Below are 11723 nucleotides of genomic sequence, written 5' to 3'. Positions count from 1 at the left end.
TAACGACAGGCCATGCCCCGCGCCCTGACGTTCCGGAGCGTGTGGCTCGAACTCCTCCGCTCACGCGTGGCCGTCCGCGCCGGCATGCGGCGTCGGATGGCGTCCCGCGACACCGCCCTCGTCGCCGCGGGCATCACGTTCTACGGCGGGATCGCCGTCGTGCCGATGCTGTTGCTCGGCCTGAAGGTGACCGCGATCCTCCTCGGGACGCCGACGGTCCTGCGGTACGGCGAGGCGATCGCCTCGCTGCTGCCGGATCCGGCGGGGGCCCCGGACGCGGTACGGGCGCTCTTCACGGCCGGGACCTCGATCGGGTGGGTGGGACTGCTGGTCGCGATCCTGCCCGCCACGTTCTACGGCGAGGGCATGCGCCGCGCGTTGCTGGTCTATTCGCCGCACGAGGAGACCTACATCGGTTGGCGCGGGCGCATCCTGTCCCTGCCCGTGCTGGTGATCACCCCGCTGCTGACCGTGCCGGTGCTGGTGGTCGGCAACGCGCTGGCGTCGATCGACGGCGGCCCCGCCGGGGCGGCCTTCCGGGTGTGGCTGGGGTTCGTGACCGTCTGGCTGGTGCTGTCCGTGCCCCTCGGGTGGACGTTCCGCGTGGTCGCTCCCATCGCGCTGTCCCGGCTGGCGGTGGTGGTCGGCACCCTCACCACGGCGTCCTTCGTCGCGGGCTTCCTGCAGGGCTACGTTCTGTTCCTGGCCATCCCGATCGACTGGTCCGGCCCCTTCGGCGGTCTCGAACCGGTGGGCGCCGCCGTCGCGACGGTGTTGTGGCTGTTCCTGCTGCACGTCGTCGTGCTGTTCGGGTGGGTGTTCACCCTCGAATGCGATCGACTCGTGGCGCGTCGTGACCGCGCAGACGTCGGCGCACCGTGAGCACCAACTGACCGAAGCCGATCACCGCCAGGGCTCCGGCGACGGCGGTGCCGATCAGCGCGAACGTCGTGGTGTCGGCGACGAACACGCAGCCGAGGACCGTCACCGTCACGGCGATGATCCGCGACGGCCGCTCCCACACGGTGACCACCCCGATGTCGTTCATCCCGGCCGACACCGCGCGGGCACGCAACGTCTCCTGTAGCAGCGTGAGGGCCGCGATCGCGAGAACCGCGGCCGGGGGTCCCCCGAGCACCACGAGAATGCCCAGGGCGGTCAGGTCGGAGATCCGGTCCGCGACCGAGTCCGCCACGTATCCCAGGGCGCTCGACCGACCGCGCAGGAGGGCGACCGCACCGTCGAGGCTGTCGGTCAGCGCGCTCGCGACGAGCAGGACCGCCGCCGCGACCGACGCCCACGGGCCACCGAGCGCGGCCACGCCGAGGGCGGCGATCGCCAACATCACACCGACGGTGGTCACCGCGCCGGGGGTGACGCGACCGCGCACCAGCGGCCGGGCCACGCCGTAGGTCAGGGCGAGCCATCCGCGAACCAGGACGGAGGACGCCACGTCGTAGTCACCGTGCAGCGCGGACCACGCGCGGAGATACCCGGCGCGGTCGGTCGGCGGCACGAGGTGGGCGGCCGACCGGCCGGATCGAGGGACGGACCCCGGCGCACCGGGGCCCGAGATCGCGTCGTGGTCAGTGACCACCGGGGTCCAGGAGGGACTTGCCCTCCGCTGCCTTGACGCGCTTGCGTTCGAGGAGGACCACACCGAGGCCGGCCAGGAGCAACACCGGGCACGCGATGCCCGTGATCAGCACCCAGCCCTCGAATCCTCCGCCGGCCGCGGTCAGGGCCAGACCCAGCGAGGCCAGGCCCAACGCCATGAGGACGTAGCCCGGCCAGTTGCGGCTGTCCGTGATGGCCTCGCCGGCGTGCGCTCGGATGGTCCGCACGTCGTCCTGAGGGTGGTCGTTCTCGCGCTCGTAATCGGGCACGACACTGTCCCTTCGTCGGATGTCACCACAGCACCGTCGGCTGCGGGGTGCCCCGGCCCGGATGCCGGGAAACCCGACGGAACGGGGTTCTCCGGCCACAGGAGGGGCGCACACGTCCTATTCGGACCCGGTCCGTCCGGGGTCGCCTTTCGGATCGACCCGGCCTGTGACCCCGACGACAGCCGGAGGGCCGGGGTCGACGGTCGGTTAGGGTCGGCTAATGCCCACGAACGCTCCCGCCGCGGCGCGGCCGACCACCGGCGGTCGGGTCCTGCGCCGCGCGGTACGGCGGCACCGGACACGCCTGATCGGGTCGTCGGCGCTGTTCTGTCTCCACCAGTTCTGCGAGACCATGGTGCCGGTCGCCATCGGCATCATCGTCGCCCGCGCCGTGGAGACCGGCGACGTGACGGCCATGCTGCTCTCCCTCGTCGGGCTCGCCGCGCTGTTCGTCGTGCTCTCCTTCGCCTACCGCATCGGCGCCCGCATCATCGTCGTCGCCATCGAACGCGAGGCCCATCTGCTGCGCGTCGAGGTCGCGAGCACGGTCCTCGACCCCCGCGGTCTCGACACCGACCTGTCCGCGGGCGAGCTGCTCACGGTGGGCACCTCGGACGCGGAGAAGACGTCGTGGATTCTCGACGTGCTCGCCCGCTCGGCGTCCGCGGGCACTGCGCTGGTGGTCACGGCCGTCGCGCTCCTCGTCGTCGACGTGCCACTCGGCCTCGCCGTGGTGATCGGCACTCCCCTGCTCCTGCTGGTTCTGCAGTGGTGCGCGCCCGTGCTGACCCGCGCGGCCACCGCCTCCCAGACCGAGATCGCCCGCGTGTCCGGCCTCGCCACCGACCTCGTCGGCGGCGTGCGTCCGCTCCGCGGCATCGGCGGAGAGGAGACGGCCGCGCGTCGGTACGCCGACGCCAGCCGACGTGCCCTCGCCGCCACCTTGCGGCTGGCCCGCGGCAACAGTGCCTACCTGGGCCTGTCGGCGACCGTCGGGTCGTTGCTGGCCGCCGCCGTCGCGGGTGGTGCCGGCTACCTCGCCCTCACCGGGCGCCTCACGCTCGGCGAGCTGGTCACCGTGGTCGGTCTGGCGCAGTTCCTGGTCGAGCCGTTGTCGTCGCTGTCGCGTCTGCCGGGGGTCACGGCCGTCGTGCGCGGGTCCGCCGATCGCATCGCGATCGTGCTGGGCGCCCGCCCCCTGGTGGCCACGTCGTCGGCGACGCGGCCCGCGGCGACCGCGGCGACGGGTGCAGGATCCGCACCGCATCTCGCCCTGCACGCGGTGGCGCACGGGTCCCTGCGCGGTGTCGACCTCGACGCGGCCTCGGGCGAGTCGGTGGGCGTCGTCGCCTACCGGCCGTCCGACGCCGAATCGTTGGTCGCCGTGCTGTCCGGCCAGATTCCGCACGACGCGTCGACCGGCCGGGTCACCGTCGACGGCACGGACGTGCGCGATCTTCCCCTCGCCGACGTCCGTCGCACCCTTCTGGTCGAGCCGCACGCCGCGGACCTGTTCGCCGGCACCGTGCGGTCGAACATCGCCGTCCGGTCGGACCCTGCTGTGACCACGAACCCTGCTGGGGGATCGAACCCCCGGACGGGCGCTACGGACGAGCACCGACTGCACTCCGCCGTCGCCGCCTCCGCGGTGACCGACCTGATCGACCTGCACGAGGACGGGCTCGATCACCCCGTCACCGATCGCGGCGCCAGCCTCTCCGGCGGTCAGCGCCAACGTGTCGCGCTGGCCCGCGCTCTGGCGGCCGACCCCCCGGTGCTCGTTCTGCACGATCCCACCACCGCCGTCGACGCGGTCACCGAGCACGCGATCGCCGACGGCATCCGCACCCTCCGTGACGGACCCGAGCGCACCACAGTGATCGTCACCACCAGCCCCGCGCTGCTCGCGGTGACGGACCGCGTCGTCGTCGTCGACGAGGGCCGCGTCGTCACGACCGGCACGCACCGGACCCTCGCGGCCACGGACGAGACCTACCGCGAGCGGGTGCTGCGATGACCGGCACCGGTCCGGACGCCACCGATCTGCTTCCCATCGCGTCCGGCGCCCGCTCCGGTCGGTTCCTGCTGCGGGAGCTGCGCCGGTACCGGCTCGCCGCCGTCGGTGCGGTCGTCCTCGGCATCGTCGCCGCCGCGGCGACCGTGGTTCCGGTGTACGTGTTCGGCGTTCTCGTCGACCGCGTGACCGAGGGCGCGCCGACCGACACGATCGTCGGGGTCGTGACGGTCATCGTGGTCGCGGCCGTCGTCGGCGGCGTCTTCACGGGCCTCGGCGCCTACGCGGTGGCCCTGCTGGGGGAACGAATCCTGGCGTCGCTGCGCGAACGCGTCGTCGCGCGCGCCCTCACGCTGCCGGTCGAGCGGCTCGACCGCGCGGGCCGCGGCGACCTGCTCTCCCGCGTCGGCGACGACGTCGCGGTCATGGCGAAGTCCCTGGGTGAGGTGGTGCCGCAGATCCTCGCCGCCGTTCTCCTGGTGGTGGTCAGCATCGCCGCGATGCTCGGAGTGGACTGGCGGCTCGGTCTGGCCGGCATGGTGGCGATTCCGCTCTACGTGCTGGCTCTGCGCTGGTACCTGCCCCGGTCCGCTCCCCTGTACGCGAGCGAGCGGGTCGCCATGGGCGAGCGGGCGCAGGCCCTGGTCAGCAGCATGCAGGGCGCGCGGACGGTCCGCGCCTACGGCCTGGAGTCGGACCATCTGGCGCGCATCGACGCGGCGTCCGGGCGGGCTCGGGACATCGCCGTGACCGTCTTCCGGCTGTTCACCCGGTTCGGCTCGCGCAGCAACCGCGCCGAGTGCGTCGGACTGTCGGTGGTCCTCACCGCCGGCTTCCTGCTGGTCCGCGACGGGTCGGTCACCGTCGGCGAGACCACCGCCGCCGCGCTGCTCTTCCACCGCCTGTTCAATCCCATCGGCATGCTCATGTACTCGTTCGACGACGTGCAGTCGGCCGGCGCGTCGTTGGCCCGCCTGGTCGGCGTGCTCGACCTGCCGGACGAGCGTCGTCCTGCCACCGCCGCACGGCCGGTCGACGGACGGGTCGAGATCCGCGGAATCCGCCATTCCTACGACGGGGTCCACGACGTGCTCCACGGACTCGACCTGACGGTGGCGGACGGCGAGACGGTGGCCCTGGTCGGGTCCACCGGCGCCGGCAAGTCGACGCTGGCGTCGATCGTCGCGGGCTCCTGCGACCCCACGGCCGGCGTCGTGCGCATCGGCGGAGTCGCGTTGCCCGACCTCGGCGACCGGGTGCGCCGGCACGTCGCGGTGGTGAGCCAGGAGGTGCACGTCTTCGCCGGGCCGCTGATCGACGATCTGCGCCTCGCGGCGCCCGCGGCGTCGGAGGACGACGTGCGGGCGGCGCTGGACCTCGTCGGCGCGGGATGGGTCTCGGATCTCCCCGAGGGCGTCCACACCGTCGTCGGCGAGGGCGGCCGTGCGCTCACCGCCGCGCAGGCCCAGCATCTGGCGCTGGCCCGGCTGGTGTTGGCCGACCCGGCCGTCGCGGTGCTCGACGAGGCCACCGCCGAGGCCGGGAGCGCCGGCGCCCGCGAGCTCGAGGACGCGGCGCGGGCCGCGACCCGTGGCCGCACGACCGTCGTCGTGGCACACCGCCTGACCCAGGCCGCGGCGGCGGATCGGGTGGTGGTGCTCGAGCACGGACGCGTCGTCGAGGAGGGCCCGCACGACGAGCTGGTGCGAGCCGGCGGCCGGTACCACGATCTGTGGTCGGCGTGGAGCGAGTCCCTGGCGGACCGTTAGGCGTCCGACGCCCGCTCCCGCGGCGCTCGCAGGACCGGCACCGATGCGAGCGCGGCGGGCACGGGCGCCCCGTCCGTGACCACCAGCGCCACACCGTTCGCGGCCGGATCGTCACCGCGTCGGAACCAGCACACACGCGAGAACGACGCCGCCTCGTCGCGCATCGCCGTCACGTCGGCGTCGGTCGGTTGCCGGGCGATCGACCCGGACACGATGCCGCGAGGCTCCGTCGCGGGCGGGAGTGCGTCGTCGGGCGGGAGCGCCGGGCGGTCGAGCAGCACCGCCACCCGGCCGGGGACGACCAGGGCGGCGGCCAGCAGCGTCCACCGATCGAGCGGCTCGGTGGCGTCGTCGCCCAGACCCCGAGCGAGTCGGCGCAGGGTCGACCACTCGGCCGCGCCCGGATCGAAGCGGTCCGCGGGGAGTCCCCACTCCCCGAGCTGCGAGACCGCCGCACTGGCGGTGGCGGGGTGGGCGGGCAGCGGCACGGGCCACCGCGGGTACGTCGAGCCGGGCCAGACGTAGCCGGTCGGCCCGCGCCACTCGACCGGGTAGAGATCCGGGCCCTTGTCCGCCAGGGCGCGGCGGTGGCTCGCGTGCACGGCGTCGTCACCGAGCCAGGGCGGAAGGTCCCCGGTACGCCGCAGCCCGTCGACGTCGGGCCGGACGCCCCCGGTGAACTCGAGCAGTTGCGCCTCGAGCGCCTCGGCGTGACCGCGGGCCGCCCACTCCCGGCAGGTCGCCACGCCGTAGGCCACCAGCGCCGGGGTGAAACCCCGCCACATGACCACCGCCGGATGGTTCTTCCAGCCGTAGCTCGGCCAGATCAGGGCACGCAGGATCTGGAAGGTCTCCACCCGCTGCTTGCCCAGCCGACGATCGTCGAGAAGCCGGGCGCTGCGGCTGAATCCGGGGTCGGGGAGGAAGGTCTGCATCCTCCCCGACTACCCGCGATCGAGCCCGTCGATCAGGACGGTCGGGCGGCGGGTGTGCGCACCACGATCGGCACACCCGGGAAGACGGCCGCCATCTCGGACCGCGACTTGCGCAGCGCCGCAGTGCCGTAGCCCTTCCGACGGTGTTCCGGGTGGATCCAGACGCGCAGGTCGATCTCGCCGCCGGTGAGTTCGCCGAAGACCAGACCGACACTCGTCTCGCCCTCGCGCGCGACGAACCACGCGGCCTGCTCCGAATCGGAACGATCACGCGCCGAGGCGATCTCGGTGTCCAGGTCGCCGGCGGCACCGCCGGACCCGTCGCCGGCACTGCCGACGTCGGCCAGGCGCGCCGCGAACAGGTCACGGTCGGCGTCGTCGGAGAACGCACGGAGGGTCAGCCCCTCCCCCGCGCTGGCGGGGCGCTCGGCGAGGGTGAAGGTGAGGCGACGATCCAGGTCCTCGAGTTCGGTGGCGTTGTGGCGCCGCGCGTCCTTGGTCAGCTGGTCGAAGGCCATGCCCATGACGGCTTCTCCCCCGAGGCGCGACGTCTCCAGCAGCGCGGCGATGGCGGTCACCGCCTGGTCGCGATCGTCGGCCTCGACGATGGCGTCCAGGACGTCGTGGCGGCGGTCGAAGGCAGCCAGCAGGGCCGCGGTGATCTCGCGGCGGGCGGCGGCACGGTCGTGATCGGTCACGGCGTGATCGTATGCGCTGCCGCGCCCAGTTCCACCAGAAGCACGCCCACCACGATCAGTCCGATCCCGGCGAGCATGCGTCGGGTGAGCGGTTCGGCGAACAGAAACCGCGACGCGACCGCGGTGAGCGCTACACCCGCCGCCGCCCAGATGCCGTAGGCGACGCCGAGTGCGAGTCCGGCACGCAGCGCGCCGAGCAGGGACGCGAACGCCACGGCGTAGCCGACGGCCACCACGACGTAGAGCGCGCGCCGCCCGCCCACCGCGCCGCGCAGGGACAGCGTTGCGGTCACCTCGAACAGAATCGCGGCGACGAGGTACGCGTACTGCATCAGGATTCGGCCTCCGCCGCAGGATGCGAGCCCGTCTCGACCAGCAGCACACCCGCGATGATGAGCGCGATGCCGCCCGCCATGACGAGTGTGAAGGTCTCGCCGAAGATCGCCCATGCCAGCACCGCGGTCAGAGCGACGCCACTGGCACCCCAGATGCCGTACGCGACACCGATTCCCATGCCCCGCTTCAGCACCTGCACCAGCATCACGAACGCCGTCGCATAGCCGATCACCACCACCGCGTACAGCGCCGGGACGTTCTCCGACCCCTTCATCGACAACGTCGCCGCGACCTCCGCCACGATCGCACCCACCAGGAACCACCATGCCATGGGCGGAACGCTATCCCGCCGCGGCGGCCCGGTGGCGCACCCACACGTTCGCTTCGACGTACACGGCCGTGCCGCGGACGACGTCGCAGAGCACCGGGGCGAGAGCACCCGGCACCTCGATCGGTCCGGATCGGTCGAACGGCAGTCCGGTCCACCGACGCCACTCGTCGAGCGTGCCGGCGATCACCATCGACCGCGGAGCGACCCCGGCGATGCGTCCGCCCGCACGGACGTGGACCCGGAGCCACGGGTCGACCGGCAGGCCGTCGTCACGCACGCGGGACGCGTACTCGCTCATCGGAACCTCGGGGTCGATCGGCCCGGTCGGTCGCACGGGGACGACCACCTCCGGCAGGCCCGCCCGCGCGGCGCAGCGTCGGAAGGCGCCGAGCAGCAGCGACGACAGTCCGTCCCCCTGCCGGTCCGGCCGCACCGCGATCTCGAGCGCGCAGAGCACCGTCGGGGCCACTCCCGCGAAGGACTGGGTGACGCCGAGTCGGATCGCAGCGTCCCAGCCGTCGGCGGGGAGGGCGTCCGGGTCGAGGCGAAGCGGAAGCGCGTAGCCCTTCCCCACGACCTCGTCGCCGTCGAGGGCGATCACCACGTGATCGGCGACGCGGGTCACGACGTCGGGCCGGTAGTAGAACGACGACAAGGAGTCCTGCAGCATGAATTCCGGCCACGAATCGGGCATCGACCACATCGAGTCGAACAGGTCGGGACGATCGGCCAGGGTCACCACCGAAACGGTCATCGCACCATTGTCGACGCCGCCGATTGGGGACGATCGCCGTGGGTATGTCGCACCGATGAGCGAGGAGCGACAGGTCCTCGCGGTCGGCACACTGCCCGACGGCACGCCCTTCACCGTGGGCAACGTCTGCCGACATCAACTGGCCACGCTCGGACGGGGACGGGTCACGGACCGCGGCTGTCTCGAATGTCCCTCACATAGAGCCGAATACGACGTTCGGACCGGGAAGATGGACACCGGTCCGCAAGGAATGGTCTTCGGTTTCCCGCCCTACTCCGCCGCGGTGCGGGCGATCGGGTCGCTGGTTCCGCTGTCGACGCGGCGGGTCTCACTGCTGGACGGGTGGATCTGTCTGGTCGACGGCTGAGGCTCCGAGGCTGAGGGGCGACGGCTGGGGCTCGGCGGGTGGCGCCGACCGACGCCGACCGGGTGCGTGCGCGGGCGACGAGAGTCGCCGGCACACGCACCTCGTCGAGTCGCGATCAGGACGCGATCTTGAGGAAATCCGTCAACGGCAGCAGGTTGCCGAAGTCGAAGTTGAGGAAGCTCAGGCCATTGAGGAAGCTGAACACGTATGTCTCCTTCTGGTGATGTCGCGATCGGTCTCGCGTGCGCCCAGTATGGACAGAATCCATTGCGTCGCTTCATTGTTCCGCCTTGTGAGTGATCACCGATTCCATTGTGGGCCTGCACATCGACCTGCCGACGCGGGACACGGGGCCGTCGCTACCCGACGTTCGGCGGCGTGACGTCGAACCACGGCATCGCCTCCTCCAGCTCACGGGCCAGGCGGAGGAGCTGCGTCTCCCCGCCGGGCGGGGCCACGAAGTGCGATCCCACCGGCAGTCCGGACGCGGTGCGGAACAGCGGCACGCTCAGGGCGGGCCGCCCGGTCAGATTGGCCGCCTGAGTGAAGGGCACCACGGACAGATTTCGCATCACGCCCGCCTCGACGGCCCCCACGCGGGCCAGCACCGACCCGAGACGCAGGGCGAGTGCCGCACGAGCACCGAGTCGTTCGGGCCCGGACGTCGCGAACTCGCCGATCCGCGGCGCGGGCGTCGCGGTGGTCGGGGTCAGCAGCAGGTCGAACCGACGGTGGAAGTCCGACAGAGCGCGAACGTGGTCGTGCCACCGGGCCAGCGCCGCGTCGTGATCGACGGCCGTGGTGCGTCGGCCCAGCTCGGCCATCACCATCGTGTCCAGCTCGATGTCCGCGGCCCGCGCCGATCCGATGGCGGCGACCTCGCTCGCGACGTTCACGAACCAGGGCAGCAGGAAATCCCGCGCCAGGGCCTCCTCGTCCACCGGCGGCGGCACGTCCTCGACGACGTGCCCCAGGTCGACCAACAGCGTGCGGGTGCGCCGGAGAGCGTCCACCACCTCCGGGTCCGGAGCGTCGCAGAGGGCCGACGTGCTCTGCATGCCGATACGCAGGCGTGGCCCGGGGGTGTTCAGCGCGGACAGATGAGTGTCCGGGAGGGTCGGCGTGACGTACGGCGCCGCCGGGTCCGAGCCTCGGAGGACGTCCAGCATGGCCGCGGAGTCCCGCACCGAGCGGGTCAGCACCCCGGTCACCGCGCCGCCGTGGAAGAACTCGCTGAAGCGCGGTCCGCAGGGGACGATCCCGCGACCGGGCTTGAGCCCGACGAGTCCTGAATAGGCGGCCGGGATGCGAATGGACCCGCCGCCGTCGTTCGCCCCGGCCGCGGGCACCACACCGGCGGCCACCGCCGCCGCGGAGCCACCCGACGATCCACCCGGCGAGCGGGTGGTGTCCCACGGGTTGCGGGTGGGCCCGAAGAGATCGGATTCGGTCACCCCCTTCGCCCCGAATTCCGGGACCGCGGTCCGTCCGATGACCACCAGACCGGAGCCCAGCCACCGCTGCACCACGGTGTCCGTTTCCGCGGCCCGCGCGTCTCGGTAGGCGCGTGACCCCGCCGTCTCGACCACGCCGGCCTGGGCCTGCGCGAGATCCTTGAGCAGGAACGGCACACCGGCGAACGGACCCGACAGCGCGGTCCGGGACCGGGACCGGGCGTCGTCGTCCTGCCACTGCACGACGGCGTTCAGCGCGGCATGGGTGCGGTGCGCACGAGCCAGAGCGACCTCGACCAGCTCGCCCGAGGTCACCTCGCCGTTTCGCACCAACTCGGCGAGACCCAGGGCGTCGTACCGGCGATACTCCTCGAACTTCACGTGGCCGACCCTAGAGCTTCGCGGACGGTCACGAGGCCGCCTCGCCGCCGCCCGGGATCCGTCCCGGTCCAGCCGGACAGTTCTGTGACGGCAGCACCCCGACCGACCTCCGGCCTGCCCGCAACACCCCGACCGGCCTCCGGCCTGCGCAACACCCCGACCGGCCTCCGGCCTGCCCGCAACACCCCGACCGCGGCGCCACCTTCGCGGTGGCCGAGTCGGCCGATCCGGCGCCGGGACTGTCCGACGTGGTCGACGGGCCGCAACGGGGGCTGATCGAGAACGCCACACCGCTGTCGCTCGTCCCGCGGCTCGCTGCTGCGATCGGAGATCCGCGGCCGGCCGCGCTGATCGGGTGGCTCAGCCGCCGATGCGCTGCGCGAACATCACGATGATGCCGCTGGGACCGCGCAGATAGGTCAGGCGGAAGATGCCGTCGTACTCCGCGATACCGCGGAGAGGGTGACACCCGTGCCGCGCCGCGATGGCGAGCGAGGCCTCGATGTCGTCGACCTCGAACGCGACTCGATGCATCCCGATCTCGTTGGGGCGGGTCGGTTCCGTCTCGATCGGCTCCGGGTGCCGGTAGTGGAACAGCTCGACACGGCTGTGACCGTCCGGCGTTTGCAGCATCGCGATGTCGGAGTGGTTCCCGTCCAGACCCACTGCCGTGTCGGTCCACTCGCCCTGCACCGTGTCACGACCCACGACCTCGAGGCCGAGGTCGGTGAAGAACGCGACAGCGGCGTCGAGGTCCCGCACCGCGATCCCGACGTTGTCCATACGGGTCGGCATGAC

At 72.4% G+C, this 11723-nt stretch carries 13 protein-coding genes; 4 read left to right on the top strand and 9 right to left on the bottom strand.

Annotated elements, in window-relative coordinates; all coding sequences use genetic code 11:
- The first annotated feature begins 12 nt into the window (after positions 1–12).
- A complete protein-coding gene (locus tag HQ603_RS15570; RefSeq protein ID WP_222685628.1) occupies positions 13–882 on the top strand; it encodes a YhjD/YihY/BrkB family envelope integrity protein in 870 nt (289 codons plus the stop codon).
- Here HQ603_RS15570 and HQ603_RS15565 read toward each other — a convergent pair.
- Both HQ603_RS15565 and HQ603_RS15560 read right to left on the bottom strand, forming a co-directional pair.
- On the bottom strand, positions 821–1597 hold the full coding sequence (locus HQ603_RS15565; protein ID WP_222685626.1) for a CDP-alcohol phosphatidyltransferase family protein: 777 nt from the start codon (positions 1595–1597) through the stop codon (positions 821–823). The genes HQ603_RS15570 and HQ603_RS15565 overlap by 62 nt on opposite strands.
- Positions 1587–1886, bottom strand: a complete 300-nt coding sequence (locus tag HQ603_RS15560; protein ID WP_222685624.1) for a hypothetical protein — start codon at positions 1884–1886, stop codon at positions 1587–1589. Before HQ603_RS15560 ends, HQ603_RS15565 begins: the two co-directional genes overlap by 11 nt.
- Before the next feature lie 220 nt (positions 1887–2106).
- On the opposite strand from HQ603_RS15560, the gene HQ603_RS15555 reads away from it, so the two are divergent.
- Both HQ603_RS15555 and HQ603_RS15550 read left to right on the top strand, forming a co-directional pair.
- Positions 2107–3903 carry an ABC transporter transmembrane domain-containing protein gene (locus HQ603_RS15555; protein WP_222685622.1) on the top strand — a complete coding sequence of 599 codons (1797 nt, stop codon included), beginning with the start codon at positions 2107–2109 and terminating at the stop codon, positions 3901–3903.
- On the top strand, positions 3900–5669 hold the full coding sequence (locus HQ603_RS15550) for an ABC transporter ATP-binding protein (protein WP_222685620.1): 1770 nt from the start codon (positions 3900–3902) through the stop codon (positions 5667–5669). Before HQ603_RS15555 ends, HQ603_RS15550 begins: the two co-directional genes overlap by 4 nt.
- Here HQ603_RS15550 and HQ603_RS15545 read toward each other — a convergent pair.
- Genes HQ603_RS15545 through HQ603_RS15525 form a run of 5 tightly spaced genes read right to left on the bottom strand, consistent with a single transcriptional unit; the run spans position 5666 to position 8723 of the window.
- Positions 5666–6604, bottom strand: a complete 939-nt coding sequence (locus HQ603_RS15545; protein ID WP_222685619.1) for an MSMEG_6728 family protein — start codon at positions 6602–6604, stop codon at positions 5666–5668. The two genes, HQ603_RS15550 and HQ603_RS15545, sit on opposite strands and share 4 nt — an antisense overlap.
- A gap of 32 nt (positions 6605–6636) precedes the next feature.
- Positions 6637–7302, bottom strand: coding sequence for a GNAT family N-acetyltransferase (locus tag HQ603_RS15540; RefSeq protein WP_222685618.1), 666 nt, complete (start codon positions 7300–7302; stop codon positions 6637–6639).
- Positions 7299–7634, bottom strand: coding sequence for a DMT family transporter (locus HQ603_RS15535; RefSeq protein ID WP_222685617.1), 336 nt, complete (start codon positions 7632–7634; stop codon positions 7299–7301). Before HQ603_RS15535 ends, HQ603_RS15540 begins: the two co-directional genes overlap by 4 nt.
- Entirely contained in the window at positions 7634–7969 is a 336-nt protein-coding gene (locus HQ603_RS15530; RefSeq protein ID WP_222685615.1) for a DMT family transporter, read from the bottom strand. The genes HQ603_RS15535 and HQ603_RS15530 overlap by 1 nt, the downstream gene beginning before the upstream one ends.
- Before the next feature lie 10 nt (positions 7970–7979).
- On the bottom strand, positions 7980–8723 hold the full coding sequence (locus tag HQ603_RS15525) for a hypothetical protein (protein WP_222685613.1): 744 nt from the start codon (positions 8721–8723) through the stop codon (positions 7980–7982).
- 55 nt (positions 8724–8778) lie between these two features.
- Between HQ603_RS15525 and HQ603_RS15520 the strand changes: the two genes are divergently transcribed.
- On the top strand, positions 8779–9090 hold the full coding sequence (locus HQ603_RS15520; protein ID WP_222685611.1) for a Rieske (2Fe-2S) protein: 312 nt from the start codon (positions 8779–8781) through the stop codon (positions 9088–9090).
- Between the two features lie 359 nt (positions 9091–9449).
- Here the strand turns inward: HQ603_RS15520 and HQ603_RS15515 are convergent, their stop codons facing one another.
- Together HQ603_RS15515 and HQ603_RS15510 are read right to left on the bottom strand one after the other, a co-directional pair.
- The gene (locus HQ603_RS15515) at positions 9450–10925 is read right to left on the bottom strand and encodes an amidase (protein WP_222685609.1); all 1476 of its coding nucleotides are present in this window, start codon (positions 10923–10925) and stop codon (positions 9450–9452) included.
- A gap of 360 nt (positions 10926–11285) precedes the next feature.
- The gene (locus HQ603_RS15510; protein ID WP_222685607.1) at positions 11286–11720 is read right to left on the bottom strand and encodes a VOC family protein; all 435 of its coding nucleotides are present in this window, start codon (positions 11718–11720) and stop codon (positions 11286–11288) included.
- Between the last annotated feature and the right edge of the window lie 3 nt (positions 11721–11723).

This window comes from Rhodococcoides corynebacterioides, assembly GCF_019834675.1.
GTDB lineage: Bacteria > Actinomycetota > Actinomycetes > Mycobacteriales > Mycobacteriaceae > Rhodococcoides > Rhodococcoides corynebacterioides_A.
The sequence above is the reverse complement of the archived record's forward strand: the minus strand, read 5'-3'. Positions and strand labels throughout refer to the sequence as shown.

Excerpts from the sequence above, each read along its gene's own strand:
- HQ603_RS15570 (WP_222685628.1), top strand. The coding sequence starts at position 13 with ATGCCCCGCGCCCTGACGTTCCGGAGCGTGTGGCTCGAACTCCTCCGC.
- HQ603_RS15550 (WP_222685620.1), top strand. The coding sequence starts at position 3,900 with ATGACCGGCACCGGTCCGGACGCCACCGATCTGCTTCCCATCGCGTCC.
- HQ603_RS15545 (WP_222685619.1), bottom strand. The coding sequence starts at position 6,604 with ATGCAGACCTTCCTCCCCGACCCCGGATTCAGCCGCAGCGCCCGGCTT.
- HQ603_RS15525 (WP_222685613.1), bottom strand. The coding sequence starts at position 8,723 with ATGACCGTTTCGGTGGTGACCCTGGCCGATCGTCCCGACCTGTTCGAC.
- HQ603_RS15535 (WP_222685617.1), bottom strand. The coding sequence starts at position 7,634 with ATGCAGTACGCGTACCTCGTCGCCGCGATTCTGTTCGAGGTGACCGCA.
- HQ603_RS15510 (WP_222685607.1), bottom strand. The coding sequence starts at position 11,720 with ATGCCGACCCGTATGGACAACGTCGGGATCGCGGTGCGGGACCTCGAC.
- HQ603_RS15530 (WP_222685615.1), bottom strand. The coding sequence starts at position 7,969 with ATGGCATGGTGGTTCCTGGTGGGTGCGATCGTGGCGGAGGTCGCGGCG.
- HQ603_RS15520 (WP_222685611.1), top strand. The coding sequence starts at position 8,779 with ATGAGCGAGGAGCGACAGGTCCTCGCGGTCGGCACACTGCCCGACGGC.
- HQ603_RS15555 (WP_222685622.1), top strand. The coding sequence starts at position 2,107 with ATGCCCACGAACGCTCCCGCCGCGGCGCGGCCGACCACCGGCGGTCGG.